A 25,967-nucleotide genomic window follows, 5' to 3' on the forward strand; every position below is an offset into this window, starting at 1 on the left:
CCTATCGCAGCGATCATTAAAGTCAACTTCCCCTGATCGAAGGCGGCGCCTAGAGTGGTTCGACCTGGTCAATGGCGCTGATGCGGCGCACCAGAGGAGGTATTCATGGACGACACTTCGAAGTGCCCGTTTTCGGGCGGCAAACGCGTGCCAGCAAACCGCGACTGGTGGCCCACCAATCTCAGCATCGAGATGCTGCACAAGAATTCCAGCCTGTCCGATCCGATGGGCAAGGAATTCGACTATGCCAAGGAATTCAAGACGCTCGACCTGAACGCGGTCATCAAGGACCTCACCGCCCTGATGACGGATTCGCAGGAATGGTGGCCCGCCGATTTCGGTCATTACGGCGGCCTGATGATCCGCATGGCCTGGCACAGCGCGGGGACCTATCGCATCACCGACGGCCGCGGCGGCGCCGGTGCCGGTCAGCAGCGTTTCGCGCCGCTCAACTCCTGGCCCGACAATGCCAACCTCGACAAGGCGCGCCGGCTGCTCTGGCCGATCAAGCAGAAATACGGCCGCAAGATTTCCTGGGCCGACCTGATGGTGCTGGCCGGCAACGTCGCGCTGGAATCGATGGGCTTCAAGACCTTTGGCTTCGCCGGTGGCCGGGCTGATGTCTGGGAGCCGGAAGAGCTCTATTGGGGTCCGGAAGGCACCTGGCTTGGCGATGAGCGCTACAGCGGCGAACGCCAGCTCGCCGAACCGCTCGGCGCCGTGCAGATGGGTCTCATTTACGTCAATCCGGAGGGCCCGAACGGCAAGCCGGATCCGGTCGCCGCGGCCAAGGACATCCGCGAGACCTTCTTCCGCATGGCGATGAACGACGAGGAAACCGTCGCGCTGATCGCCGGCGGCCACACCTTCGGCAAGACCCATGGCGCGGGTGATCCGTCGCTGGTCGGACCCGAGCCGGAAGCCGGCGCGCTGGAAGATCAGGGCCTCGGCTGGAAGAGCAAGCATGCTTCGGGCCTCGCCGGCGATTCCATCACCAGCGGTCTCGAAGTGACCTGGACGACGACGCCGACGAAGTGGAGCAACAACTTCTTCGAGAACCTGTTCAAGTACGAATGGGAGCTGACGAAGAGCCCCGGTGGTGCGAACCAATGGGTGGCCAAGGGTGCCGAGGCGATCATTCCGGATCCGTTCGACAAGTCGAAGAAGCATCGCCCGACGATGCTGACCACCGACCTCTCGCTACGCTTCGATCCGGCCTATGAGAAGATCTCGCGCCGCTTCCTCGAAAACCCCGACCAGTTCGCGGACGCGTTCGCCCGCGCCTGGTTCAAGCTGACCCACCGCGACATGGGTCCGGTCCAACGCTACCTCGGCCCGCTGGTGCCGAAGGAGACGCTGATCTGGCAGGATCCGATCCCGAAGGTCGATCACGAGCTGGTCTCCGATCAGGACATCGCGTCGCTCAAGAGCAAGATCCTGGGTTCGGGCCTCTCGGTGCCCGAGCTGGTGTCGACCGCCTGGGCGTCGGCCTCGACGTTCCGTGGTTCGGACAAGCGCGGCGGCGCCAACGGTGCGCGTATCCGCCTTGCCCCGCAAAAGGACTGGGAGGTCAACCAGCCGGCCCAGCTCGCCAAGGTGCTCGGCAAGCTCGAAGCGATCCAGAAGGACTTCAACGCCTCTTCAGGTGCCAAGAAGGTCTCGATCGCCGACCTGATCGTGCTCGGCGGTTCTGCCGCGGTCGAGAAGGCCGCCAAGGATGCCGGCGTCGACGTGAAAGTCGGCTTCACGCCGGGCCGCATGGATGCGTCGCAGGAGCAGACTGACGCCGCCTCCTTCGCGCCGCTGGAGCCGCGGGCTGACGGCTTCCGCAACTATGTCGGCAAGAAGCATCAGTTCATGCGGGAAGAGGAAGCACTCGTCGATCGCGCGCAGCTTCTCAAGCTCACCGGTCCCGAGCTGACGGTGCTCGTCGGCGGCCTGCGCGTGCTCGGTGCCAATGCGAACGGGTCGAAGCACGGCGTCTTCACCTCCAAGGTCGGCACGCTGTCCAACGACTATTTCGTCAACCTGCTCGACATGGGCACGGCGTGGACACCTGTTGCCGACGGCTCCTATGAGGGCCGCGACCGCAAGACCAATGCGGTGAAATGGACCGGCTCGCGCGCCGATCTGATCTTCGGCTCGCACTCGCAGCTCCGCGCCTTCGCCGAGGTCTATGCCTCGTCGGATGCCAAGCAGCAGTTCGTGCAGGACTTCGCCAAGGCCTGGACCAAGGTGATGAACCTCGACCGCTTCGACCTCGCGGCGTGAGGTGTTGCTCCACCTCTCCCGCGTGCGGGAGAGGTCGACGCGCGAAGCGCGGCGGGTGAGGTTTCTTTCCTCATCGGGAATCGCTCCGCGGAGAAACCCTCTCCCCGCCCCTCTCCCGCAAGCGGGAGAGGGAGCACAGCTCTCTCAGCGAACACAAACAAAAAGGGCGGCCTCTCGGCCGCCCTTCGTGCTTCTGAGTTGGCTTTGAGCGACTACTCGCCGGCCGCTTCGCGCGGGGCCTTCTCGCCCTCGCCGCCCCTGTCCTTGCCTTCGAGGTCTTCGCCGGTGGTCTGGTCGACGACCTTCATCGAGAGGCGGGTCTTGCCGCGATCGTCGAAGCCGAGCAGCTTGACCTTGACCTTGTCGCCTTCCTTGACGACGTCGGAGGTCTTCTGCACCCGGTTGGCCGCGAGCTGGCTGATGTGGACGAGACCGTCCTTGGAGCCGAAGAAGTTCACGAAGGCGCCGAACTCCATCACCTTGACGACGGTGCCGTCATAGATCTGGCCGACTTCCGGATCGGAAGCGATCGACTTGATCCACTTGATCGCAGCCTTCATCGCTTCGCCGTCGGAGGAGGCGACCTTCACGGTGCCGTCGTCCTCGATGTTGACCTTGGCGCCGGTCTTCTCGACGATCTCGCGGATCACCTTGCCGCCGGTGCCGATCACTTCGCGGATCTTGTCGGTGGCGATCTTGAAGGTCTCGATGCGCGGCGCGTATTCGCCGAGTTCGGCGCGGGCGTTGGTGAGCGCCTTGGCCATCTCGCCGAGGATGTGGATACGACCATCCTTGGCCTGGGCCAGCGCGACCTTCATGATCTCCTCGGTGATGCCCTCGATCTTGATGTCCATCTGGAGCGAGGTGATACCCTGTTCGGTACCCGCGACCTTGAAGTCCATGTCGCCGAGATGATCCTCGTCGCCGAGGATGTCGGAGAGAACCGCGTAGCGCTTGTCTTCGAGGATCAGGCCCATCGCGATGCCCGCGGTCGGCCGCTTCAACGGCACACCGGCATCCATCAGCGCGAGCGAGGCGCCGCAGACCGAAGCCATCGAGGACGAGCCGTTCGATTCGGTGATCTCCGACACCACCCGCGTGGTGTAGGGGAATTCGTGATGCGGCGGCAGCACGGGGTGGATCGCGCGCCAGGCGAGCTTGCCGTGGCCGATCTCGCGGCGCTTGGTGCCGCCGAGGCGACCGGTCTCACCGACCGAGTAGGGAGGGAAGTTGTAGTGCAGCAGGAACGTCTCTTTGTACGTTCCCGACAGCGCGTCGATGTACTGCTCGTCCTCGCCGGTGCCGAGCGTGGTCACGACCATCGCCTGGGTCTCGCCGCGGGTGAACAGCGCCGAGCCGTGGGCGCGGGGCAGCACGCCGACTTCGGCGACGATGTTGCGCACGGTCTTCGAGTCACGTCCGTCGATGCGCTTGCCGGTGTCGAGGATGTTCCAGCGAACGATCTTCGCCTCGAGCTCCTTGAACACGGCGCTGATGCGCAGCTTGTCGTATTTCGGCTCCTGCCCTTCGGGGAAGTAGTGGGCGATCACCTTTTCCTTGACCTTGCCGACCGCCGCGTAGCGATCCTGCTTGACCGGAATGGCGTAGGCGGAGCGCAGCTCCTGCTCGACGAGGCCGAGCATTTCCTTCTCGAGCGCGGAATTGTCGATGACGGTGACCTCGCGCGGCTCCTTGGCGGCCTTCTCGGCGAGCTCGATGATCGCCTTGATGACCGGCTGGAAGTGGCGGTGACCGAACATCACGGCGCCGAGCATGATGTCTTCGTTCAGCTCCTTGGCTTCCGATTCCACCATCAGCACGGCGTCGGCGGTGCCGGCGACGACGAGGTCGAGCTGGGTGTCGACCATCTCGTCGAGCGTCGGGTTGAGGATGAACTCGTCGTTGGCGAAGCCGACGCGGGCGGCGCCGATCGGGCCCTTGAACGGCGCGCCCGACAGTGTCAGCGCGGCCGAGGAAGCCACCAGCGCGACGATGTCGGGATCGTTCTCCATGTCGTGCGACAGCACGGTGGCGATCACCTGGGTCTCGTTGCGCCAGCCGTCGACGAACAGCGGACGGATCGGACGGTCGATCAGGCGGGAGACCAGCGTCTCCTTCTCGGTCGGTCGGCCCTCGCGCTTGAAATAGCCGCCGGGAATGCGGCCAGCTGCGTAGGTCTTTTCCTGGTAATCGACGGTCAGCGGCAGGAAGTCGACGCCTTCACGCGGCGCCTTCGCCGCAACGACGGTGGCGAGCACCACGGTCTCGCCATAGGTGGCGATGACGGCGCCGTCGGCCTGGCGTGCGATCTTGCCGGTTTCGAGCTTCAGTGGGCGTCCGCCCCAGTCGATCTCGACTGAATGCTTATTGAACATAGAGGTCTTCTTTCATGGGTTCTCGAAAGAAGGGACGGCTCGAAAAACAAAAACCATGTCAAGATTGCAGGACGCTGATCGGAGCGGGCGATCAGCGTCCTGCGATCCTGCCATGGTTTTTGGATGTCGGATGGCGTCCATCCTTTCGGGTCATACGGGCACCTTGCCCGTTGCGCCCAGCCGCCGGATTGCTGCTGGACTGTCAGTCGGCACGTTCACGAACACCGAACCGCGGTCTTCGCGGATCATGCCCCGGATGCGGAGCCTCATTGGCCCGCACCGGACGCACGCGTGAGCCTCGATCAAAAACCTTAAAACAAGCGCTTTCGCTCGAAACCACGCGCTAAAACGCGCGCCGGTGGCGCGCGCAAGAACTCTTAACGACGAATGTTGTGCTTCTCGAGCAGCGCCTTGTACCGCGCCTCGTCCCGCTTCTTCAGGTAGTCGAGGAGCGAACGGCGGGTCGAGACCAGCTTCAGGAGGCCACGACGCGAATGGTTGTCCTTCACGTGGGTCTTGAAGTGGTTGGTCAGGTTGTTGATGCGTTCCGACAGGATCGCGACCTGAACCTCCGGCGAGCCGGTGTCGCCGGCCTTGGTGGCATTCGTCTTGATGACTTCCGCTTTGCGTTCTGCGGCAATCGACATCGTCAATTTCTCTCGTTGCGACCGGTTGAGGCAGTCAAGCCGGTCAGGTTGAACACACGCTTGGGGATGATTTCGCCATTGCCAACTTCGGCAAGCGCCAAAAGACGGCCTGCCACCGTGACATAGACTGTGCCGCTACTTGTGGGCGCATCCCGTCCGCGCAACAAAACGGCTTGGCCCCGATGGAGCCTTGCCGCATCAGCCCGAGTGACGGCCAGTGCCGGGATGTCGTCCAGCGCGGTCTCAACAGGCATCAGCGCGTCGGCGAGGTTTCCCTCACCGGACGCGGCTCTATCGCACAAAGCCTCCAACTGATCCAGCGGAATCATGTCATTTTCGTCAAACGGGCCGACCAGGGTTCGCCTGAGCGCGCAGATATGGCCGAAAGTGCCAAGAATCCGGCCCATATCGCGGGCCAGCGCGCGGACATAAGTCCCCTTGCCGCACTCGGCCTCGAATACAGCTCGATCGTTATCTGGTTGATCTACAAGGGTTAAATGGTGAATTTCGACCGGACGCGCAGCCAGCTCCACCACCTCGCCGTCACGGGCGAGATCATAGGCCCGCTCGCCCTGGACCTTGATCGCCGAATAGCGCGGCGGAACCTGCTCGACCACACCGGTAAATCGAGGCAGCAGGGCGAGGATGGCCTCACGGGTCGGGCGCTGGTCCGATGTTGCGGTGACCTGGCCCTCGGTATCGTCGGTATCGCGCTCCTCGCCCCAGCACACGGTGAAACGGTAGCGCTTGCGGCCGTCCATGACGAAGGGAACAGTCTTGGTGGCTTCGCCGAGCGCGATCGGCAGGCCACCTGATGCGAGCGGATCGAGCGTGCCGGCATGGCCCGCGCGCTTGGCGTTGAACAGGCGCTTGAGCACGGCAACGGCCTGCGTCGAGGTCATCCCGATCGGCTTGTCGAGCACGACCCAGCCGTGCACGTCGCGCCGGTCGCGGCGCGGCTGATTGCCCTTCGGCTTGCCCGCGCGCGGATCGTTGTTGACGCGACGCGTCTCGTGATGCGGTTGAGCATTGCCCCCGGCATCTGCAAAATTATTTCGCTGCAGGTCGCGCGTATCGGCCTCGTCGCTGTCGATCGCGCCGTGAGCGGGGTCCATCATCATTGCTCTTCTTCCCGATCCGTCTCCGGATCCTGTTCCGGATTCTTGTCCAAGTCCTTCTGCACCGCAGGTGTTCGCAAAAGCTTCTCGATCCGTTCCGCTTCGTCGAATCGCTCGTCGACGCGGAAGCGAATGTCAGGTGCAAATTTCAGGTTAACGCGCCGCGCGACCTCGCCGCGCAGGAATTTCTTGTTGCGCTCGAGCGCAGCGATGACGAGCTCGGTGTCGCGGCCACCAAGCGGCATCACGTAGATTGTCGCGAGCTTCAAATCAGGCGACATCCGCACCTCCGGCACGGTGATGATGTGACCTTCGAGGTCCGCATCATGCACGCTGCCTTGCGCCAGAATCTCGGCTATCGCGTGGCGAACCTGCTCGCCGACGCGCAGCTGACGCTGCGAGCCGCCGGGCGCGGAAGTCTTTTTCTGATGATGGCGCGGCATGGTCGAAAATCACCTCGTCGTGCCCGCGTTGGGACACGAGCATTGTCGTTTGTCCTGTGAAACGAATGAGGCGCGGATGGCCGGATAAAATCCGGCCATCGCACTCCCGCAATTTCAGCTCAAAAAGATCCGGACGCTTCGGTAAGATTTGGACTTACAGGGAGCGCTGGATCGTCTCCACGCGATAACACTCGATGACATCGCCTGCGCGCATGTCGTGGTAGTTCTCGAAGGCCATGCCGCATTCCTGACCGGACTGGACTTCCTTCACTTCGTCCTTGAAGCGCTTCAGCGTCGACAGCTTGCCTTCGTGCACGACGACGTTGTCGCGGATCAGGCGCACATTGGCGCCGCGTTCCACGGTGCCATCGGTGACGCGACAGCCGGCCACCTTGCCGACCTTGGAGATGTTGAAGATCTCCAGAATCGAGGCATTGCCCAGCATGGTTTCGCGCAAGGTCGGCGCGAGCAGACCGCTCATCGCCTTCTTCACGTCGTCCACGAGGTCGTAGATGATGTTGTAGTAACGGATCTCGATGCCGTTGCGCTTGGCGGCGGCCGCCGCCTCCTTGTTGGCACGAACCGAGAAGCCGATGATCGCGGCGTTGAAGCCCTCCGCGAGCGTCACGTCGGATTCCGAGATGCCGCCGACGCCGGCATGCAGGATGCGGGCAGCGACCTCGTCGGTGCCGAGCTTCTCCAGCGAGCCGAGGATCGCTTCCAGCGAGCCCTGCACGTCGGCCTTGATGATCAGCGGGAATTCCTTGCGGCCCGCCGTCTTCAGCTGCGACATCATCTGCTCGAGCGAGCCGCGCATGCCGGAGATCGAAGCAGCCGCGTTCTCGCGCTTCTGGTGCGCGCGGTAGCTGGTGACCTGACGAGCGCGGGCTTCGTTCTCGACCACCGCGAGACGATCGCCGGCTTCCGGCGGACCGTTGAAGCCGAGCACCTCGACCGGCACCGAGGGACCGGCTTCCTGCACCGTCTCGCCCTGATCCGAGATCAGCGCGCGGACGCGGCCCATCTCGGCACCGGCGACGATGATGTCGCCGACGCGGAGCGTGCCGCGCTGGACCAGCACGGTCGCAACCGGACCACGGCCGCGGTCGAGCTTGGCCTCGATCACGGTACCTTCGGCCGGACGCTCCGAATTGGTCTTCAGCTCGAGGATGTCGGCCTGCAGCGCGATCATCTCGAGCAGCTTGTCGAGATTGGTCTTGTTCTTGGCGGACACTTCGACGTCGACGACGTCGCCGCCGAAGGATTCCACCTGCACCTCGTGCTGGAGCAGCTCGGTGCGCACGCGCTCGGGCTTGGCGTCGGGCTTGTCGATCTTGTTGATGGCAACAATGATCGGCACGCGGGCCGCCTTGGCGTGGTTGATGGCCTCGACGGTCTGCGGCATGACGCCGTCATCGGCCGCAACCACCAGCACGACGATGTCGGTGACCTTGGCGCCGCGGGCGCGCATCGCGGTGAACGCGGCGTGGCCGGGCGTGTCGATGAAGGTGATCTTCTTGCCGCTTTCGGGCGACAGCACCTGATAGGCGCCGATATGCTGGGTGATGCCGCCGGCTTCGCCGGAGACAACGTTGGCATGGCGGAGCGCGTCGAGCAGCGAGGTCTTGCCGTGGTCGACGTGACCCATCACCGTCACCACGGGCGAACGCGTCTCGGTGTCGGTGGAATCGTCGACGGCGTCGAACAGGCCTTCTTCAACGTCCGACGCGGCGACGCGCTTGACGGTGTGGCCGAGCTCTTCGGCGATCAGTTGCGCGGTATCGGCATCGATCACGTCGGTGATCTTGTGCATCGCGCCTTGCTTCATCAGCATGCGGATGACGTCGACCGCGCGTTCGGACATGCGGTTGGCGAGTTCCTGGATGGTGATCGCTTCCGGGATGACCACCTCGCGGACGAGCTTTTCCTTCGGCTCGTTCGCGGCATGACCCTTCAGGCGCTGGGTGCGGCGGCGGAACGAGGCGATCGAACGCTCGCGGACCTCGTCGGCATTGAGCGCGGTCACGACCGTGAGGCGGCCGCGTTCCTTTTGCGGGCCGGGCTTGTGCGTGGGCTTGGGGGCGACCACGGGACGTGCGGCGCCGCCGGGGCCACGGCGGATCTGGCGCGGACCATCGTCCTCGTCCGGTCCGGCTGCGACGGCCGGCGTGCGACCCACAGGGCCTCCCGGCCTCGCGGGGGTGGTTGCCGGACGGGCGGTGGTCGTCGCGCCGGGTCGGGTGGTGGTCGGCGCGGGGCGCGGAGCGCTGGGGGTTGCCGGGGCGGCTGCCGCAGGACGCGCGGCCGATGCCGGCTGCTCGCCTTCGCCAAAGCGCTTCTTGGCTTCTGTCTCGGCCTTGCGCTTGGCTTCGTCCTCGTGACGGTGGCGCTCTTCCTCGGCCTTGCGGCGCGATTCAGCGGCTTCGCGCTCGGCGCGCTCGGCGGCCTCGCGGACGGCGCGGCGCTGCGCCTCTTCCTCGGCCTGGCGACGCTCTTCGATTTCGCGCACCTTGGCATCGGCCAGCGCACTGGCGCGGGCGGAGCGTTCGTCCTCGGTCAGCGTTCGGAGCACGACGCCGGAGCCGGAGTTGCGGGGCGGAGCCGGGCGCGCGGGAGCGGGTGTCGGCGCGGCCGGCGCCGGCTTCGCGACAGCCGCGGGCGCCTGCGGCTCCGGGCTGCCGTCGATACGGCGCTTGCCGCGCTTCTCGACCACGACCTGCTTGCTGCGGCCATGGCTGAAGCTCTGGCGCACAGTGCCCGTTTCGACGCGCGGCTTGAGCGATAGCGTCTTGCTCGGAACGCTCAGCTTCTTGTCGTCTGGGGTCTTGGTATCAACCATTCAGCAGTCCTAATCCTGATTTATTCAGTGTTGTGCGTTGCCGCACCGTCCTATCGGGTCGTCGTGTCTCTCAGAAATCCTAGCCGGGCTTTTCGGCAGTCTTGTCAGCGTCCGCCATCCGGTATCGGACCAGCATCTGGCTACGCGACAGGAATGACTTGCTCGCCGGGCCTGCGAGCAGGGCAGCATGTATCACATTTGACCGGGTAAGTGCCAAATCCAATTCTTCAGATTTCAATGCGGTGATGACCGGAATCGAGGGCTGGACCCCGTCATTTCCGGCTTTTTGCCGCGCCAGCATGTCCAACTTGCGGATTCCGTCCCCGGCCCCGTCGCTGGCATGGATCAGGACCTCGGCCGTGCCTTCCCGCAAGGCGCTTTCGACCTTGCCGAAACCGGCGACGATCTGCCTCGCCTTGGCGGCGATCCCAAGGGCTTCGGTCACGCTCCGGACCAGGAGCGCCTCGATGTCGGCGGGAAGCGTCGGAGAAACGCGCAGGTCGCGTTTGAAGGCTTTGGTAAATTGGTGACGCCGGACCGCTTCCGCAACCACTTGCCGCGACGCCGTGACCCACATGCCCCGTCCGGGCAGCTTGCGCTTGAGATCGGGAACTATATCCCCGGTGGGCGATACGACGAAGCGGATGAGCTCGTCGATCGGCCGGACTTCGCGGCTGACCGCGCACATGCGCATGGTCGCGGACCTTTCGGCCCGCGGTCCATGGTCAAGTTCGTTGTCAGTGCTGGCAAGCATCCGGGCGACATTCTCCTTCGTCCTTAAGCCGGCTGATCTTCGGCGGCGTCAGCCTCTTGGGCCGGCTTGGCGAGGTCAGCCTCGGTGATCCAGCCGGCCTTGACGCGGGCCTGCATGATCATGGCTTCCGCGTCGTCGCGGGAGATGCCGAGGCCGTCGAGCGCGCCGGCAAACTTGGCCTGCTCGCCGCCGTCCTTGCGCTCGGTCCAGCCGACCAGATCGTCGGTGGCGCAGCCTGCGAGGTCTTCGACCGTCTTGATGTCGTTCTCACCGAACTTCACCAGCATCTTCGAGGTCACGCCGGGCACGTCCTTGACGGCGTCCTCGACGCCGAGTTCCTTGCGCTTGGCCTCGATCTCGGCTTCCTGCTGATCGAGATATTCGCGGGCGCGGCTCTGCAGTTCCTGCGCGGTCTCCTCGTCAAAACCCTCGATACCTGCGAGTTCCTTGAGGTCCACCATCGCGAGTTCCTCGACCGAGGTGAAGCCTTCGGAGGCGAGCAGCTGGCCGACCACCTCGTCGACATTGAGCGATTCCATGAAGACGCGGGTGGAGTTCTCGAAGTCGGCCTGGCGGCGCTCCGATTCCTCCTGCTCGGTCAGGATGTCGATATCCCAGCCGGTCAGCTGCGAGGCCAGACGCACGTTCTGGCCGCGGCGGCCGATCGCCAGCGAGAGCTGGTTGTTGGTGTCGGGCACCACGACCTCGATGCGCTCGCGGTCCTCGTCGATGACGACCTTGGAGACCTCGGCCGGCGCCAGCGCGTTGACCACGAAGGTCGCGATGTCCGGCGACCAGGGGATGATGTCGATCTTTTCGCCCTGCAATTCGTTCACCACGGCCTGCACGCGCGAGCCGCGCATACCGACGCAGGCGCCGACCGGATCGACGGAGGAATCGCGGGAAATCACGCCGATTTTCGCGCGCGAGCCCGGATCGCGGGCCACCGCCTTGATCTCCACGATACCGTCGTAGATCTCAGGCACCTCCTGCGCGAACAGTTTCGCCATGAACTGCGGATGGGTGCGGGAGAGGAAGATCTGCGGGCCGCGGGTCTCGCGGCGGACATCGAAGATATAGGCGCGGACGCGGTCGCCATTGCGGAACACTTCGCGCGGCAGCATCTCGTCGCGGCGGATGATGGCCTCGCCGCGGCCGAGATCGACGATCACGCTGCCATACTCGACGCGCTTGACGACGCCATTGACGATGTCGCCGATGCGGTCCTTGAATTCCTGATATTGCCGGTCGCGCTCGGCCTCGCGCACCTTCTGCACGATCACCTGTTTGGCCGACTGCGCGGCGATGCGGCCGTATTCCAGCGGCGGCAGGGTGTCGGCGATGGTGTCGCCGACCTGGGCGCCGGGGTTGGCACGCTGCGCGTCGACCAGCGAAATCTGGTTGGAATGGTTTTCGACCTTGTCGACCACCAGCATGTGCCGCGACAGCCGCAGCTCGCCCTTCTTCGGATCGATCTCTGCGTGAACGTCCGTCTCGCTGCCGTAACGGGCGCGCGCTGCCTTGGCGATGGCATCTTCCATCGCCGCAATGACGATGCCGCGATCGATCGATTTTTCGCGAGCGACGGCGTCGGCGATCTGGAGCAATTCAAGTCGATTGGCGCTGACTGCCATGGCTAGTCTCCTTCGTCAGGCTCGATCTCGCCGCGCCGCGCGCGTTCGGCGGCAAGGCGATGTTTCTTCGTATTGGTCGGGGCCGGCTTCTTCTGCTTTTGCGGCCTGGTGTTCCTGGTGGTCTTCGCGCTGATCTCGGCGTGGGGCGCCTGCGGCGGCTCGATACCGAGATCCCGGCGCATCCGGCGCTCCTCGGCCTTGCCGCGGCGCATGGATTCCGCGATCAGCTCATCAGTCAGCACCAGCCGTGCCTCGCCGATATCTTCCATCGTCAGCAGCACATCGGCGTTGTCGGTCGCCTTGGCGTCATCGCGATGCAGGTGCACGCGGTCGCCTTCGACGGCGCCAAGCGTGCCACGGAACCGCTTGCGGCCTTCATGGGCGACGGCCATTTCGACCTTCACCAGATGCCCGGAATAGCGCTCGAAATCAGAGCGGCGCACCAGCGGACGGTCGATCCCGGGGGAGGAGATTTCCAGCCGGTAGGCGCGGTCGATGGGATCGGCGACGTCGAGCACGGGTGACAGGGCCCGCGAGATCGCCTCGCAATCCTCGAGCTGCATCGAGCCGTCCGGCCGCTCGGCCATGATCTGCACGGTACAGCCAGCCTCGCCGGAGATGCGGATCCGCACGAGGCGGTAGCCCATGCCCTCGAGCACCGGGCCTGCGACCGCCGACACCCGTGCCGCCACGCCCGGCTCGACCACGAGCCTCGGCTCGGCCAGCAACTCGGCATCGGTGGAACCTGCGGTCGGTTCGGTCATATCAGGGGTCAAGGCGCGCGTTGGTTAGAGCTTGGGTTAAGGCTTGATTAAGACTGCATGGCCGCTTCGGAACTTTCCCGACTGCATCGGGCCGTCTCTTCCGCCACGCCGCGTTCAGGTAATAAAAAAGAGCGGGTCCTTTCGGGCCCACTCTCACTACGCGGATCGTATGAGAAGATGAATTGGCGCTGATATAGCTCTTTCCGCCGGCCCGGACAAGGCCCCCTCGCAGGCCGATGCGCGCTTTTTGCACCTCAGTCGGCGCCCCCTGGGTGCGCCGACAGGCGCCCCGAGGAGCAACGCTTCGTTCACAAAGCGGGCCTAAATTCCGCGCTCGTGGGGCGGCTCGAGGCATGGCGCGCCCACGGCGTGCCAGATTCGAGTTGCGTTTCATGACCGTTGCCACGTCACTCATTCCCGGACTGGACGATATCGTCAGACGCGGCGATCCACGGCGTCGCGGCGAGATCGCGAGCGCCATCGCGGCGCTGTTCTTTCAGGACGCCGCGAGGCTCCGTCCCGAGCTGATCGATCTGTTCGACAATCTCCTGATCGATCTCGTGCCGCATGCGGAGCTTGCCTCGCGCGTCGATCTCGCCGAGCGTTTCTCGCTGCTGGACAATGCACCGCCTCATCTTGTCCGCCAGCTCGCCCGCGAAAACGAGATCATGGTGGCGGCGCCGGTGTTACGCCGCTCGCCCGTGCTCGACGACGCCGCGCTCGTCGAGATTGCCCGGCTGAAGGGCCAGGGCCATTTGCTCGCGATGACCGAGCGGCCGACGCTGTCGGCCGACGTCACCGACGTGCTGGTCGAACGCGGCGATCGTGACGTCGTACGCCGGGCGGCCGGCAATGCCGGTGCGACGTTCTCAGCCGGCGGTTATTCGGAATTGATCAAGCGCGCCGGCCAGGACGGCGTGTTGACGCTCAAGATCGGCCAGCGCAAGGATCTCTCTGGCGAGCATCTCAAGCAGCTTCTGGACGGCACGCTCGACGTCATTCGCCGCCGGCTCTCCACCGTGGCCAATCCGGTGCGCCAGGCCGAGATCAAGCGCGCCATGATCGCGATCGAGGAAGCCGCACTGACGGACGGCCCGCGGCGCGATTTCTCGGCCGCACAACGCACCGTGCTTGGCCTGCATCGCGGCGGCCATCTCGGCGAGAGCGCGCTGCTCGGATTCGCCAAGGCGCACAAATACGAGGAATCGGTCGCAACGCTCTCGGCGATGTCAGGCGTCAGGCTCCCGATCCTTGACCGTTTGATCTCGGGCGATCGCTACGACCCGATCCTGATCCTGGGGCGGTTGCTGAACCTCGGCTGGCCCACGGTGCGCGCGCTCATCCTGATGTGGAATGGCCCGAATCGCACGCCGGCCGATGCCGATCTCGAGCAGGCGCGTGTGAACTTCACCCGCTTGATGCCGACCACGGCCGAGCGCGTCGTGAATTTCTGGCGCAACCGGCAGACGATCTAGAGCATGATCCGGAAAAGTGTGAAGCGGTTTTCCGAAGAGATCATGCTGCAACAAGCAGCTAGCGCGCGATGACGATTCGGCCCGATCTCATCGCGCTTCAGCGCCTGCGAAAGCGTAGATAAGCCGCCTTGCGGCCCTCGCGCGCGGCTTTTCGGCCATAGCGTGTCATGGTGTAGCCGGGCCAGGGCTGACGGAAATCATCGGCGCGTTCCGCAAGCCACAGGAAATCCGGCGCGCGCGCGAGATGCGACAGCGTCCAGGCGCAGTAATCGTCGATATCGCAGACGAAGCGGAATTCACCGCCGGCCTTGAGCACGCGCGCCATGGCGGCGATCGTTCTGTCCTGGACGAAGCGCCGCTTCCAGTGCCGCCGCTTCGGCCAGGGATCGGGATGGATCAGATCGATCCGCGACAGCGAGGCATCAGGCAGCCAGGCCAGCAGCTCGGCGGCGTCGCCCGCGAACAGGCGGATGTTGGCGATGTTCGCGGCCTCGATCTGCGCGAGAATCTTTGCCATGCCGTTGACATAGGGCTCGCAGCCGATGAAGCCGGTCGTGGGGAAGCTCTGCGCCTCCGCCGCGAGATGCTCGCCGCCCCCGAAGCCGATCTCGAGCCGGACATCTTGCACTGCGGGGTCGAAAATATCGGCGGCGGTCGCCGGCTTCTCGCTCGTGATGTCGAGCGCGAGATGCGGCAGCAGATGGTCGACCAGCTCGGCCTGGTGCTGCCTGAGCTTGTGGCCCTTGCGCCGTCCGAAGAAGGCGCGCTCGCCGTCCGCGCGATCGGGATCTGATTTGCGTTCGCTCATCGCAGCGTCTGGTACAGGCGATAGAGCAGCCGTGCGCGCGGCTCGAGCGATGAAACGTAGATCTGCTCATAATGGGTGTGTGCGCCCTTGCCGTCGACGCCGAGCCCGTCGAGGGTGGCGGTGTGCGGCGCCGTGAAATTGCCGTCGGAGCCGCCGCCAGTGCGGGTGTCGATCAGCTCGAAGCCGATCTCCGCGGCGAGCGTTTTCGCATGCTCAAACAGCGCGGCGCCCGCATTGCCCTTCTCGTAAGGCGGGCGGTTGAGCTCGCCGGTGACGGTGACGGTGACGCCGGCGGTTTTCGACGTCAGCCCCAGAATCTTTCCGACGAATTCCTCCGCGTCGCCGATGCCAGGCACGCGCAGATCGACTTCGGCATAGGCCTCTTCCGGCGTCACGTTGGGCCGCGTGCCGCCGCGCACCACGCCGACATTGACGGTGACGCCGCGCTTCAGGTCGTTCATCCCTTCCAGCGTCTGGATGACATTGGCGAGCTCGCGGATGGCGCTGCGGCCGTCTTCCGGGCGGGAGCCGGCATGCGCCGGCACGCCTTTGATGAACACCTCGAATCGTCCAACGCCCTTGCGCCCGGTGACGATCTTGCCGCCGTCCCGCGCCGGCTCCGTCACCAGCACGTATTTGGCCTTGCGCCCCTCCTGCTCGATGATCGCGCGCGAGGTGGGGCTGCCGATCTCTTCGTCGGACGTGAACAAATGGGTGATGCCGAGCGGTGGCCGCTCGGGTGCAGCGCAAAGCTCGCGAAAGGCGTGATAGGCGATGTAGGCGCCGCCCTTCATGTCGTAGATCCCCGGGCCGAACGCGCTGTCGCCTTCGATCTTGAAAGGCAGGCGCGCAATGAAGCCCATGGGATGCACGGTATCGAGATGGCTGAGCACCAGGATACCAGGCCGGTCCTGACCCCAGGTCGACCGCACCAGGAGATGATCGCCGCAGCCATCGACGCCGGCGACGCGTTCGAGCGTCACGGGCAGATCGCGATAATGATCGGCAACCACGGAGGTCAGCTTGTTGACCTGCTCTGGCACTTCGGTCGGCGTCTCGATCTCCACCCAGCGGCGGATACCAGCGAGGATAGTTTGGCAATCGAACGGATTGGAGTTCGCCATGGAGGTCTCTGTGCCTTCGAATCGCATCACTTAAGCGGAGGCGGCGCAAAGCGCATCCGCAAATGACGACATAGGCCAGATTTGGCGCAGCCTCAAATCGGAATGAAACAGCGTCAGCGCTTGTCCGGGCCTTCGCGGGCGGCAATCTGCTCGACGAGATCGACGATCGAACGGCGCAGCTTCGAATCGGTGATTCGGGTGAACGCCTTGGTCAGTGCGAGCCCTTCTGAGGTCGCGAGGAAGTCCGAGACATAGGAGGGCGAAGCACCTTCGGCGAAACCGTCCGGTCCGGCGACGCCGCTCGGTCCGCCCTCGAACAGGAACGACACCGGCACCTGCAGAATCTCCGCAATCTGCTGGATGCGGCTGGCGCCGACGCGGTTGGTGCCTTTCTCGTACTTCTGAATCTGCTGGAAGGTCAGGCCCAAAGCTTCACCGAGCTTCTCCTGACTCATGCCCAACATGATGCGGCGCATACGCACGCGACTGCCGACATATTTGTCAACAGGGTTGGGCGCTTTCGACATGTCCTCAGCCCTCCAAACACCACCCGCGGCGCAATCAAAACGTTTGCCTCAGGCGACAGCGACGTCAAAACTTCACCCTGATTGGGGAAACATTGCGGAGAAATTTAGCAATGCACCGCTGTCTTGTGCAGCCGGTGCAGAATGGGGAGCCGCCGTGCAGTCTGTCAACCGTGGGACTGCCGTTCTCAAGGGATTCCGGCCGCTGCGCCGATCTCGGTGTGATCAGGGGAGCCGTTTGGCGAAACGTCGTCGCACCGCCAGAATGACGGCCAGTGCGACAAGCATGGCTGCGGGGATGTCGCCTATCCTCGCATAGATCGTGGGCGGGATTGCCGTGGGCAGATTTGCATCCAAAATGCCCTCGACCCCGAGGCCGAGGCTGGCCACCGTGCGTCCCACCGGATCGATCACTGCCGAGATGCCGGTGTTGGCCGAGCGGACCAGCGGCAGTCCAAGCTCGACGGCGCGCATCCGCGCCTGCTCCAGATGCTGGTACGGACCGGTCGAGATGCCGAACCAGCCGTCATTGGTGAGGTTCACCATCCAGCCCGGGCGCTCGTCACGCGTGCCGACCTCATCGGGGAAGATCGCCTCGTAGCAAATCAGCGGCAGCGCGGGCGGTGCGCCCGGCACCGGCAGCACGTGCCGCACCGTACCGGGAATGAATCCGCCACGGACCCGCGTCAATTGCTCGAAGCCAAGCTTCTCCATCGTGTCCTGGAACGGGAGATATTCGCCGAACGGAACCAGATGCAGCTTGTCGTAGACGGCGAGCACGCTGCCGTCATGGTCGATCAGATAGATCGAATTGTAGGCGCGCGTGATCGGCCTGCCCGGTGGCAGATCGGGCGCACGCACCGATCCGGTGATCAGCACCGTGCCCTTGGGCAGCAACTCGGCGATCTCGGCCATCGCATCGGCTTCGCGGGTCAGGAAGAACGGAAAGGCGGATTCCGGCCAGATCAGGATGGTGGCATCGCGCACACCGGTCGATTGGGGGCCAGATGCGCGGTCCGACAGCGCGAGGTATTTCTTCATCACCTCCGCCTTGGCGGAGTAGTTGAACTTCGCATCCTGCTGCAGGTCCGGCTGCATCAGGCGCAGCCTGGTGCCGGCGACCATCGTGGTCGGATGCAGCGACAGGCGGATCGCGCCGAAGATACCCATGACGACCAGCAGGGCGAGCGCAGCGGCCGGCACGCGCCAGGGCAGGCTCCGATTGCGCGTGCGGTCGATTAGCACCGCCGGCGCCGAGAAGATCGCAATCGTGAGGAACGTCATGCCCCATTGGCCGATCAGGGACGCCGTCTGCGCCAGCGGCAGCGGCTCCGACAGCGCATAGCCGAAGGCGTTCCAGGGAAAGCCCGTGAGCACGTGCCCGCGCAACCATTCGCCGATGGTGAGGCTCGCGGCGAGCGCGAGAATGCGGGTGGCGTCCCTGGTCCAGAGCAGGCGGGCCAGCCCGAAGCCGATCGCAGTGAATATCGAGAGATAGGCGGGCAGGCCCAGCACGGCGAACGGCGTCAGCCAGGCGAACACGTCCGCCTCGACGAAGAAAGCCTTGCCGATCCAGTACAGGCCAGGGACGAAATAACCGAGCCCGAACCAGTAGCCGGTCAGCGCCGCAGCGGGGACGCCGCCATAGCGCCCCGCGCCGGCGCCGTCGATCAGCCAGACCATCACGGGGAAGGTGATGAACAGCACGGGCCACGCATTGAACGGTGCGAGCGCGAGAACGGATAACGCGCCACACGCCATCGCCAGGAGCGCGCGCTTCCATCCCCAGGTCAGGATGATGGCTAGCGCGATCTGCCGAAATCGCTGGAACGCGTTCACTGCGAACCGGTCCCCTCGCCGGGCGGCGGGGCCGGCGTGTCGCCGGCCGACGGCTGGCCGCTATCCGGCGCGGCCTCGCGGCGGCTTCTCTCGCGCTGGGTGCGCGGGGCGGGACGTTCCTTCCGTGTCGAGATGCGCAGCCGCTTGACGCGGCGCGGATCGGCATCCAGCACTTCGACCTCGTAATTGCCGGGGCCCGAGATCACCTCGCCGCGCACCGGCAGGCGGCCGACGAAGCTGACGAGATAGCCGCCGAGCGTCTCCACCTCCTCGCCGGCCTCGCCGGTGACGAAGTCTTCGCCGATCACGGTGCGGACGTCGTCGAGGCTGGCGCGGGCGTCCGCAATGAAGGCGTTGTCGCCCAGGCGGACGATCGACGGCGGCTCGTCGCTGTCGTGCTCGTCGTCGATCTCGCCGACGATCTGCTCGACGATGTCCTCGAGCGAAACCAGGCCGTCGCTGCCGCCATATTCGTCGACGACCAGCGCCAGGTGAATGCGCGTGGCCTGCATCTGCGCGAGCAGGTCGATCGCCCGCATCGACGGCGGCACATAGAGCAGCTTGCGGATGATGCGGGCGTCCTGCAGCGGCAGCGCGAGATCGACGGCGCGCAAATCGAGCCCGGCCGGCAGCGGCTTCTTGCGTTTGGTCTTGGTAGCCTCCGACACACGCGCGCGCGCCGTCATGAAGGCGAGCAAATCGCGGATGTGAACGATGCCGACGGGATCGTCGAGCGTCTCATTGTAGACGACGAGGCGCGAATGGCCTGCGCTCTCGAAGCGGTCCATCAACTCGCCGAGCGGGATGTCGCGCTTCACTGCGATGATGTCGGCGCGATGCACCATGACGTCTGCGATGCGGCGCTCGTGCAGGCCGAGGATGTTGCGCAGCATGGTGCGCTCGACCGCGGAGAAGCCGGTGTCATCGGGCGTCGACGCGTCGAGCACGACCTGGAGATCGTCGCGCACCGAGCCCGCCTTCCAGCCGAACAGCGAGCGGATGGCGCGAAGCAGCCAGCCGTCCGCCGTCGGGCGCATGACCTCGCCCGGCGCCACCACGGCCGGCAGGTTGGCCGTGTTGCGCGGATTATCGTGAATAGGCTCGGAATCCGGCATCTCAGTGCGTCCCCGCGCGGTCCGCATAGGGATCGGGAATGCCGAGATGCGCCAGGATCGCGGTTTCGAGCGCTTCCATCTCCTCCGCGTCGTCGTCGTTCTCGTGATCGTAGCCGATCAAGTGCAGGAAACCGTGCACCGCGAGATGGCTCAAATGATGATCGAACGGCTTGTGTTCCTCGTCCGCCTCGCGCCGCATGGTCTCGTAGGCGATCGCGATGTCGCCAAGCATGCGCGGCGCATCGCCCGGCTTCCACTCGCCTTCGGGCTGCAGCGCGGGAAACGACAGCACATTGGTCGGCTTGTCCATGCCGCGCCAATTGTTGTTGAGGGTGCGGATGCCGGCATCATCGGTCAGCATCACGGCCACTTCTGCCTCGGCGACGTCTTCGCCGACAGATTCAGCGGCGGCTGCAACGGCACGCTGGATCACGGCTTCGGCGTCAGGCTCGCTTTGCCAGCAATCGGCGACGACGAGGACCTCTGTGGTGGGAAGGTTGGGATGTGACATGGCTTTGTTCGGAACGATAAGGCGCAGTGTCAGCGCCCGCTTGGTCCTGATGTTGTCACGTCAGGATTTGTTGCCGGCCGGCGCCCGCTGCGGCGACCCTTCATAGGCGGCGACGATTCTCGCCACGAGCTCGTGGCGGATCACGTCCTCGGCCTTGAAATGAACTTGCGCAATGCCCTCGACGCCGCTCAACAGCCTGGTCGCCTCGGCCAGACCCGAGGTCTGGCCATTCGGCAGGTCGATCTGGGAGGGATCGCCCGTCACGATCATGCGGCTGTTCTCGCCGAGACGGGTCAGGAACATCTTCATCTGCATCGATGTCGTGTTCTGCGCTTCATCGAGGATGATCGCGGCATTGGTCAGGGTGCGGCCGCGCATGAAGGCGAGCGGCGCGATCTCGATCTCGCCGGTCTGCAGCGCGCGCTCGACGATGCGCGCGTCCATGAGGTCGTAAAGCGCGTCGTAGATCGGACGCAGATAAGGATCGACCTTCTCGCGGAGGTCGCCGGGCAGGAAGCCGAGCCGTTCGCCGGCTTCGACCGCCGGACGCGACAGGATGATCTTGTCGACTTCCTTGCGCTCGAACAATTGCGCGGCATGCGCGACCGCGAGCCAGGTCTTGCCGGTGCCGGCCGGGCCGATGCCGAACACCAGCTCATGGCGCTTCAGCGCGCGGATGTAGGAATCCTGCGCAGCCGTGCGCGCACGCACCGGGCGCTTGCGCAAGTTGATGCTGTCGAAGGCCGATTTGGCCGATTTGGCGTCGAACTCGAACAGCGACCCTTGCGCGATCACGGCACGGATCGCGCCTTCGACCTCGCCCTGGTCGACATCCTGCCCCTTCACCGCGTGCGCGTAGAGCGTCTCCAGCACGCGCCGTGCCGCGTCGCAGCCGTCACGGGTGCCGCCGATGGTGATGTGGTTGCCCTTGGAGTCCACGACGACGCCGAGCCGCCGCTCGATCTGCGCCAGGTTCTGACCATAAGGCCCGACCAGCGCGGATGCGGCGCGATTGTCGTCGAAGTCGATGACGACCTGGGTCTCGGGCGGAACTTGCATGTCGCGATCAAACTTGCGGCTGGGAGCGATAGAAGACGAATCCGATGCGCTTTTGGGCAAGGGTTCAGGCTCCCGTGGCGATGGATGATAAAGCGGGCTCGCGCGCACCGCGTGGCGTGGCGAGCTCGCCGAGGAAACTGTAACGCTCGAGACTGTCGATCCTGACAGGCAGGATTTTGCCGATGATGTCGGGAGAGGCCATGACGTGTGCGGGCTGGAGGAAGGCGGTGCGGCCGACGATCTGGCCGTCCTTGCGCGCCGGGCGTTCGAACAGCACGTCGACCGTTGAGCCAATCGCAGCCTTGTTGAAGGCCGATTGCTGGCTGTCGATCACTTCCTGGAGCCGCTCCAATCGCTGGTCCATCTCGGCGGGGGACACCGTCTCCTGCATATCCGCCGCCGGCGTTCCCGGCCGGGCGGAGTATTTGAACGAATACGCCGCAGCGTAGCCGATTTGCGAGACAAGCGCGAGGGTGGCGAGAAAATCTTGCTCGCTCTCGCCGGGGAAGCCGACGATAAAATCCGATGAAAAAGCAATGTCTTGGCGAGCGGACCGGAAACGGTCGATTACCTCGCGATAATCATCGGCGGTATGTTTCCGGTTCATGGCGGCGAGAATCCGATCCGACCCCGACTGCACCGGCAGATGCACGAACGGCATCAGGGTCTCGAGATCGCGATGGGCTGCAATCAAACTGTCATCGACGTCGCGGGGATGGCTGGTCGAGTAGCGCAGCCGCGCGATGCCGGGAATTTTGGCCAGGTGCTCCAGCAGCTTGCCGAGGCCCCAGGTTTTCCCGTCTGGTCCATCGCCGTGATAGGCGTTGACGTTCTGCCCGATCAGCGTGAGTTCGCGCACGCCGTTCTCGGCAAGCCGCTTCACGTCGTCCACGATCTTCGCGACGGGGCGCGAGACCTCGGCACCGCGCGTGTAGGGCACGACGCAGAAGGTGCAGAATTTGTCGCAGCCTTCCTGCACCGTGACAAAAGCGGAAATGCCGCGCGCGCGGATCGCATCGGGCTTGGGCTGCGCAAGGAAGCCGAACTTGTCGGCGGCGGGAAATTCGGTCTCGATCGCGCGGCCTTCATGGCCGGCGCGCTTCAGCAGTTCCGGCAGATGATGGTAGCTCTGCGGTCCCACCACGACGTCGACTGTGGGCGCGCGCCGCACGATCTCCTCGCCCTCGGCCTGCGCCACGCAGCCCGCCACGGCGATCTGCATGGCGCGGCCCTCGCGCGCGGCCCCGTCCTTGGCGACGCGCAGGCGGCCGAGCTCGGAATAGACCTTTTCGGAGGCCTTCTCCCGGATGTGGCAGGTGTTGAGGATGACGAGATCGGCGTCTTCGGCGCTGGCAGTCTCCACGAATCCTTCCGGCGCCAGCGTATCCACCATGCGCTGGGCATCGTAGACGTTCATCTGGCAACCATATGATTTGATGTGCAGCTTGCGCGGCGGCGTCATGGAACCCGGAGGTGAGGTGGAGGACGGCTCTCAAATATAGGCTGAGGGGCCGAAAATCCAGCGATTGGGGGTCATAAGGTCATTCCGGGGCGCCCGCAGCCCGAGCGAACCCGGAATCGGAAGGTTTTCGGCGAGATTCCGGGCGCAATGCTACGCATTGCCCGGGAATGACCGCGATGTTTACCCCGCCAGGGCGCCCGCTCCGGCCCGTCGAATTAGCTCGGGTAATTGCCGCATGTCGTCGAACGTCACGGCTGCCCCCGCGGCGCGCAGCCTTTCGGGGTGACCCGGCGGGCAGTGGCTGCCTCCGTGAAAGCCGAGCACCGTCATTCCGGCTGCGTGCGCGCCTGTCACTCCGGGGACGCTGTCCTCGATCACGAGGCACCGTTCCGGTGCGGCTTTCATCTGGCCAGCGGCAAACAGGAACAGATCGGGTGCGGGCTTGCCGCGTGCGACCTGGCTTGCCGAAAAGATGTGCGGAGCGAGCAGGTCGTGCAGCCCGGCACAGGTCAAGCCGTGAAGGATCTTGTTTGGTGTGCTGCTCGATGCAACGCATTTGGGTAAATCGATTGCGCCGATCGCCGCGGCTACATGGGTGATCGGTTGCAGATCGCTCGCGTAACACTGCAGCGTGGCAGCATTTACCTGTTGTTCCAGATCGTCGGGAAGATCGCGACCGATTTCCTGCTCGACTATCCGCCGCGCGTCTTTCTCGGAGACACCGAGGAAGCGCACCAACACCTGCTCGGAGGTGATCGGATAACCATGCCGGGTCAGCACCTCCGCATGTGCGCGACAGGAGATGACTTCGCTGTCCACGAGCACGCCGTCGCAATCGAAGATGATGAGATCTATCGGCACGAGGCTTAGGACGTCGGCTTGTCGTCGTCGAGCGGGACGCAATAGAGCTCGAGCCGGTGATCAACCAGCTTGTAGCCGAGCTTGCGGGCGATCTCGGCCTGAAGTTTCTCGATCTCTTCGGAGGTGAACTCGATCACCTTGCCGTCGCGCAGATTGATGAGATGGTCGTGATGGCTGTCGCGCATTGTCTCGTAGCGCGCGCGGCCCTCGCGGAAATCGTGACGTTCGATGATGCCGGCATCTTCGAACAGCTTGACCGTGCGATAAACCGTCGAGATCGAGATCTTGTCGTCGACCGCGACGCAGCGCCGGTACAATTCCTCGACGTCAGGGTGATCGACTGCTTCCGCAAGCACGCGGGCGATGACGCGGCGCTGCTCGGTCATGCGCATGCCGGTGGCGGCACAACGCGCCTCGATGCCTGTGGCCTTGGATGCGGAAGAAGGTTTAAGTCCAGTCATATCGTGTCCGCCTGACGGGGCGCTGTCCGCCACCGATGTTACGACAAGTCACGTCGCATCAGAAGCGCGTTCAATTGTTCCCCGTTGGCCTGCTTATAGTAGCGTTCGCGGCGGCCGACCACCACGAATCCGCCCTTGTCATAGAGCCGTCGCGCCGGCTGGTTGTTCTCTTCGACTTCCAGAAATATCGTTCGCACCCCGCGTCCTGCAAGGTGACCGAGATGGGTCATCAGCAGGGTGCGGGAGAGGCCGCGGCCGCGATGGGACGGGTCGACCGCGACGGAGAGGATCTCGGCTTCGTCCGCGCCGATCCGCGACACCGCAAAGCCGATGATCTTGCGCCCCAGGCGCAAGCGATGAACGAGCGTGTTGCGTTCGCTCAGCATGGCCTCGAATTCGCTTTCGCCCCAGCCCTGCGCAAAAGAGGCGCCGTGAAGCTGCGCCAGCCGCTGCGCGTCGCGCGCCGACGCGGGCTCGACGGCGGCCGTGCCGCCGCGCCACCATTCAGACAGCCATTTCATCATGAGGTGGCGGCTGGAGCTGCGAACAGCGGTTGGGCCGCCGGCTTTGCGTCGGGCGCCTTCAGATAGAACGGCCGTGCCGGAGTCGTGTCCGGATTCGCCGCGGCGCCGAGCCATGCCACCCAGCTGACGTCGGGCGCGGGCTGCGCGTCGACCGCGACGGGTCGCGGCGCATCCGCCGGCCAGCGATCGGCGAGAATCTTGGCGGCGTTGCCGACCAGATGCGGCGCGCCGAATTGCGAAGCGGCGATCGCCTCGTCGATTGCAGCAATGCTCGGCCGCACCAGCAGACTGCCGTCGCCGCCGACGATCTGGAAATAGACGTGATCATGCCGCGCATCGATGGCCGAGATCACCGGCGCGGGTCCGCTCCGGCCGACGATGGGGGCCGCAAAGGCCGACAAGGTCGTCAGCCCGACGGCCGGGCGCTTGGCCGCAAGCGCGAGACCGCGGGCCGCCGAGATCCCGACCCTCAGGCCGGTAAAGCTGCCAGGGCCGACGGTGACCGCGATGCGGTCGAGCGACGTGAAAGTGAGATCGGCCGACTGCATGACGCGCGCGATCATCGGCATCAGGGCCTCGGCATGGCCGCGCTTCATGAGCGATTGCTCCCGCGCAAGGAGCTCGCCGGCGTCGGTATCAAGCACGGCGGCCGCGCATGCCTCCAGCGCGGTATCGATGGCAAGAATCAACATGAAAAAGCGAATGGCTGATGGCGAATGGCGAATAGTCTAGCCGATCGGAATGCCATTCGCCATTCGCTACTCACCATTCGCCCACTGGTTACATCGGCCGGACTTCGACCACGTCGGGCACGAAGTGCTTCAGCAGGTTCTGGATGCCGTGCTGGAGCGTCGCGGTCGATGACGGACAGCCGGAGCAGGCGCCCTTCATGTTGAGATAGACGATCCCGTCCTTGAAGCCGCGGAAGGTGATGTCGCCGCCGTCATTGGCGACGGCCGGCCGCACCCGCGTCTCGATCAGGTCCTTGATCATGTCGACCGTCTCGGCGTCGGCCTCGTCGAAGAACTCGTCTTCGTCGTCGAGATCGGTGTCGCCCTGCGCTTCGCCGCCGGCGAGCAGCGGCGCGCCGGACATGTAGTGCTCCATGATGGCACCCAGGATCGCGGGCTTGAGCTGCTGCCATTCACCATCAGCCTTGGTCACGGTGATGAAGTCGGATCCATAGAACACCCCGGTGACCCCGGGCACATCGAACAGCTTTTCCGCGAGCGGCGAACGCGTTGCGGCTTCGCGGCTCGAAAACTCCATCGGGCTGCCGTCGGACACGGCGCGGCCTGGAATGAACTTCAGCGTGGCGGGATTGGGGGTCGCTTCGGTTTGAATGAACATGGCTTTCTC

23 protein-coding genes are annotated in these 25,967 nt (G+C 64.8%); 2 read left to right on the top strand and 21 right to left on the bottom strand.

The annotated features are described in order from the left end of the window. The first annotated feature begins 105 nt into the window (after nucleotides 1–105). Nucleotides 106–2,271 carry a catalase/peroxidase HPI gene (gene katG / locus ACVIIW_RS10130; protein ID WP_456700604.1) on the top strand — a complete coding sequence of 722 codons (2,166 nt, stop codon included), beginning with the start codon at nucleotides 106–108 and terminating at the stop codon, nucleotides 2,269–2,271. Nucleotides 2,272–2,483: 212 nt separating this feature from the next. On the opposite strand, the gene pnp is transcribed toward katG, so the two are convergent. The 8 genes from pnp to rimP all read right to left on the bottom strand — a co-directional run bounded on the left by pnp (nucleotide 2,484) and on the right by rimP (nucleotide 12,845). Further along, nucleotides 2,484–4,646, bottom strand: coding sequence for a polyribonucleotide nucleotidyltransferase (gene pnp / locus ACVIIW_RS10135; RefSeq protein ID WP_456700605.1), 2,163 nt, complete (start codon nucleotides 4,644–4,646; stop codon nucleotides 2,484–2,486). Nucleotides 4,647–5,023: 377 nt separating this feature from the next. Further along, nucleotides 5,024–5,293: a 30S ribosomal protein S15 gene (gene rpsO / locus ACVIIW_RS10140; protein ID WP_018644188.1), complete on the bottom strand. Its 270-nt coding sequence runs from the start codon at nucleotides 5,291–5,293 to the stop codon at nucleotides 5,024–5,026. Between the two features lie 2 nt (nucleotides 5,294–5,295). After that, nucleotides 5,296–6,414 carry a tRNA pseudouridine(55) synthase TruB gene (truB, locus tag ACVIIW_RS10145; RefSeq protein WP_456700606.1) on the bottom strand — a complete coding sequence of 373 codons (1,119 nt, stop codon included), beginning with the start codon at nucleotides 6,412–6,414 and terminating at the stop codon, nucleotides 5,296–5,298. Continuing rightward, nucleotides 6,411–6,854, bottom strand: coding sequence for a 30S ribosome-binding factor RbfA (gene rbfA / locus ACVIIW_RS10150; protein WP_456700607.1), 444 nt, complete (start codon nucleotides 6,852–6,854; stop codon nucleotides 6,411–6,413). The genes truB and rbfA overlap by 4 nt, the downstream gene beginning before the upstream one ends. A gap of 154 nt (nucleotides 6,855–7,008) precedes the next feature. After that, entirely contained in the window at nucleotides 7,009–9,693 is a 2,685-nt protein-coding gene (infB, locus tag ACVIIW_RS10155) for a translation initiation factor IF-2 (protein ID WP_456700608.1), read from the bottom strand. 79 nt (nucleotides 9,694–9,772) lie between these two features. Continuing rightward, complete coding sequence (locus ACVIIW_RS10160) at nucleotides 9,773–10,447, bottom strand: RNA-binding protein (RefSeq protein WP_456700609.1); 675 nt, start codon at nucleotides 10,445–10,447, stop codon at nucleotides 9,773–9,775. Between the two features lie 23 nt (nucleotides 10,448–10,470). Further along, nucleotides 10,471–12,081, bottom strand: a complete 1,611-nt coding sequence (gene nusA, locus ACVIIW_RS10165) for a transcription termination factor NusA (protein ID WP_456700610.1) — start codon at nucleotides 12,079–12,081, stop codon at nucleotides 10,471–10,473. 2 nt (nucleotides 12,082–12,083) lie between these two features. Next, nucleotides 12,084–12,845 (bottom strand): ribosome maturation factor RimP, encoded by a 762-nt coding sequence (gene rimP / locus ACVIIW_RS10170; RefSeq protein WP_456700611.1) that lies wholly within the window; start codon nucleotides 12,843–12,845, stop codon nucleotides 12,084–12,086. Between the two features lie 392 nt (nucleotides 12,846–13,237). Here rimP and ACVIIW_RS10175 point away from each other — a divergent pair, with 392 nt between their 5' ends. Beyond that, nucleotides 13,238–14,320 carry a DUF2336 domain-containing protein gene (locus tag ACVIIW_RS10175; protein ID WP_456700612.1) on the top strand — a complete coding sequence of 361 codons (1,083 nt, stop codon included), beginning with the start codon at nucleotides 13,238–13,240 and terminating at the stop codon, nucleotides 14,318–14,320. A gap of 97 nt (nucleotides 14,321–14,417) precedes the next feature. Here the strand turns inward: ACVIIW_RS10175 and trmB are convergent, their stop codons facing one another. The 13 genes from trmB to ACVIIW_RS10240 form a co-directional block, all read right to left on the bottom strand. After that, on the bottom strand, nucleotides 14,418–15,128 hold the full coding sequence (trmB, locus tag ACVIIW_RS10180) for a tRNA (guanosine(46)-N7)-methyltransferase TrmB (protein ID WP_456700613.1): 711 nt from the start codon (nucleotides 15,126–15,128) through the stop codon (nucleotides 14,418–14,420). Further along, complete coding sequence (locus tag ACVIIW_RS10185) at nucleotides 15,125–16,252, bottom strand: M20 family metallopeptidase (protein ID WP_456700614.1); 1,128 nt, start codon at nucleotides 16,250–16,252, stop codon at nucleotides 15,125–15,127. The genes trmB and ACVIIW_RS10185 overlap by 4 nt, the downstream gene beginning before the upstream one ends. 113 nt (nucleotides 16,253–16,365) lie before the next feature. After that, on the bottom strand, nucleotides 16,366–16,779 hold the full coding sequence (locus ACVIIW_RS10190; protein ID WP_057746952.1) for a helix-turn-helix domain-containing protein: 414 nt from the start codon (nucleotides 16,777–16,779) through the stop codon (nucleotides 16,366–16,368). Nucleotides 16,780–17,001: 222 nt separating this feature from the next. Beyond that, entirely contained in the window at nucleotides 17,002–18,615 is a 1,614-nt protein-coding gene (lnt, locus tag ACVIIW_RS10195; RefSeq protein WP_456700615.1) for an apolipoprotein N-acyltransferase, read from the bottom strand. After that, nucleotides 18,612–19,730: a hemolysin family protein gene (locus tag ACVIIW_RS10200; protein ID WP_456700616.1), complete on the bottom strand. Its 1,119-nt coding sequence runs from the start codon at nucleotides 19,728–19,730 to the stop codon at nucleotides 18,612–18,614. Before ACVIIW_RS10200 ends, lnt begins: the two co-directional genes overlap by 4 nt. A 1-nt stretch (nucleotide 19,731) precedes the next feature. After that, nucleotides 19,732–20,241, bottom strand: a complete 510-nt coding sequence (ybeY, locus tag ACVIIW_RS10205) for an rRNA maturation RNase YbeY (RefSeq protein ID WP_092236831.1) — start codon at nucleotides 20,239–20,241, stop codon at nucleotides 19,732–19,734. Nucleotides 20,242–20,301: 60 nt separating this feature from the next. Then, on the bottom strand, nucleotides 20,302–21,300 hold the full coding sequence (locus ACVIIW_RS10210) for a PhoH family protein (protein ID WP_456700617.1): 999 nt from the start codon (nucleotides 21,298–21,300) through the stop codon (nucleotides 20,302–20,304). Nucleotides 21,301–21,364: 64 nt separating this feature from the next. Next, the gene (gene miaB, locus ACVIIW_RS10215) at nucleotides 21,365–22,762 is read right to left on the bottom strand and encodes a tRNA (N6-isopentenyl adenosine(37)-C2)-methylthiotransferase MiaB (protein ID WP_456700618.1); all 1,398 of its coding nucleotides are present in this window, start codon (nucleotides 22,760–22,762) and stop codon (nucleotides 21,365–21,367) included. A 180-nt stretch (nucleotides 22,763–22,942) separates the two neighbouring features. Next, a complete protein-coding gene (locus tag ACVIIW_RS10220) occupies nucleotides 22,943–23,623 on the bottom strand; it encodes an HAD family hydrolase (RefSeq protein ID WP_456700619.1) in 681 nt (226 codons plus the stop codon). A 5-nt stretch (nucleotides 23,624–23,628) separates the two neighbouring features. Further along, entirely contained in the window at nucleotides 23,629–24,084 is a 456-nt protein-coding gene (locus tag ACVIIW_RS10225) for a Fur family transcriptional regulator (protein ID WP_057746941.1), read from the bottom strand. A gap of 38 nt (nucleotides 24,085–24,122) precedes the next feature. Continuing rightward, a complete protein-coding gene (rimI, locus tag ACVIIW_RS10230; RefSeq protein ID WP_456700620.1) occupies nucleotides 24,123–24,608 on the bottom strand; it encodes a ribosomal protein S18-alanine N-acetyltransferase in 486 nt (161 codons plus the stop codon). Next, complete coding sequence (gene tsaB / locus ACVIIW_RS10235) at nucleotides 24,605–25,300, bottom strand: tRNA (adenosine(37)-N6)-threonylcarbamoyltransferase complex dimerization subunit type 1 TsaB (RefSeq protein ID WP_456700621.1); 696 nt, start codon at nucleotides 25,298–25,300, stop codon at nucleotides 24,605–24,607. Before tsaB ends, rimI begins: the two co-directional genes overlap by 4 nt. 88 nt (nucleotides 25,301–25,388) lie before the next feature. After that, nucleotides 25,389–25,958 (bottom strand): NifU family protein, encoded by a 570-nt coding sequence (locus tag ACVIIW_RS10240; RefSeq protein WP_456700622.1) that lies wholly within the window; start codon nucleotides 25,956–25,958, stop codon nucleotides 25,389–25,391. Nucleotides 25,959–25,967 lie beyond the last annotated feature (9 nt).

The sequence above is a fragment of the Bradyrhizobium sp. USDA 4449 genome (assembly GCF_054056275.1).

What these genes read in the sequence shown, in the direction of transcription:
- ACVIIW_RS10225 (WP_057746941.1), bottom strand. Translation starts at nt 24,084, where the DNA reads ATGACTGGACTTAAACCTTCTTCCGCATCCAAGGCCACAGGCATCGAG.
- ybeY (WP_092236831.1), bottom strand. Translation starts at nt 20,241, where the DNA reads ATGTCACATCCCAACCTTCCCACCACAGAGGTCCTCGTCGTCGCCGAT.
- miaB (WP_456700618.1), bottom strand. Translation starts at nt 22,762, where the DNA reads ATGACGCCGCCGCGCAAGCTGCACATCAAATCATATGGTTGCCAGATG.
- pnp (WP_456700605.1), bottom strand. Translation starts at nt 4,646, where the DNA reads ATGTTCAATAAGCATTCAGTCGAGATCGACTGGGGCGGACGCCCACTG.
- ACVIIW_RS10160 (WP_456700609.1), bottom strand. Translation starts at nt 10,447, where the DNA reads ATGCTTGCCAGCACTGACAACGAACTTGACCATGGACCGCGGGCCGAA.
- rpsO (WP_018644188.1), bottom strand. Translation starts at nt 5,293, where the DNA reads ATGTCGATTGCCGCAGAACGCAAAGCGGAAGTCATCAAGACGAATGCC.
- ACVIIW_RS10185 (WP_456700614.1), bottom strand. Translation starts at nt 16,252, where the DNA reads ATGGCGAACTCCAATCCGTTCGATTGCCAAACTATCCTCGCTGGTATC.
- infB (WP_456700608.1), bottom strand. Translation starts at nt 9,693, where the DNA reads ATGGTTGATACCAAGACCCCAGACGACAAGAAGCTGAGCGTTCCGAGC.
- ACVIIW_RS10190 (WP_057746952.1), bottom strand. Translation starts at nt 16,779, where the DNA reads ATGTCGAAAGCGCCCAACCCTGTTGACAAATATGTCGGCAGTCGCGTG.
- truB (WP_456700606.1), bottom strand. Translation starts at nt 6,414, where the DNA reads ATGATGATGGACCCCGCTCACGGCGCGATCGACAGCGACGAGGCCGAT.
- rimI (WP_456700620.1), bottom strand. Translation starts at nt 24,608, where the DNA reads ATGATGAAATGGCTGTCTGAATGGTGGCGCGGCGGCACGGCCGCCGTC.
- ACVIIW_RS10240 (WP_456700622.1), bottom strand. Translation starts at nt 25,958, where the DNA reads ATGTTCATTCAAACCGAAGCGACCCCCAATCCCGCCACGCTGAAGTTC.
- tsaB (WP_456700621.1), bottom strand. Translation starts at nt 25,300, where the DNA reads ATGTTGATTCTTGCCATCGATACCGCGCTGGAGGCATGCGCGGCCGCC.
- ACVIIW_RS10210 (WP_456700617.1), bottom strand. Translation starts at nt 21,300, where the DNA reads ATGCAAGTTCCGCCCGAGACCCAGGTCGTCATCGACTTCGACGACAAT.
- ACVIIW_RS10175 (WP_456700612.1), top strand. Translation starts at nt 13,238, where the DNA reads ATGACCGTTGCCACGTCACTCATTCCCGGACTGGACGATATCGTCAGA.
- rbfA (WP_456700607.1), bottom strand. Translation starts at nt 6,854, where the DNA reads ATGCCGCGCCATCATCAGAAAAAGACTTCCGCGCCCGGCGGCTCGCAG.
- rimP (WP_456700611.1), bottom strand. Translation starts at nt 12,845, where the DNA reads ATGACCGAACCGACCGCAGGTTCCACCGATGCCGAGTTGCTGGCCGAG.
- trmB (WP_456700613.1), bottom strand. Translation starts at nt 15,128, where the DNA reads ATGAGCGAACGCAAATCAGATCCCGATCGCGCGGACGGCGAGCGCGCC.
- nusA (WP_456700610.1), bottom strand. Translation starts at nt 12,081, where the DNA reads ATGGCAGTCAGCGCCAATCGACTTGAATTGCTCCAGATCGCCGACGCC.
- ACVIIW_RS10200 (WP_456700616.1), bottom strand. Translation starts at nt 19,730, where the DNA reads ATGCCGGATTCCGAGCCTATTCACGATAATCCGCGCAACACGGCCAAC.
- katG (WP_456700604.1), top strand. Translation starts at nt 106, where the DNA reads ATGGACGACACTTCGAAGTGCCCGTTTTCGGGCGGCAAACGCGTGCCA.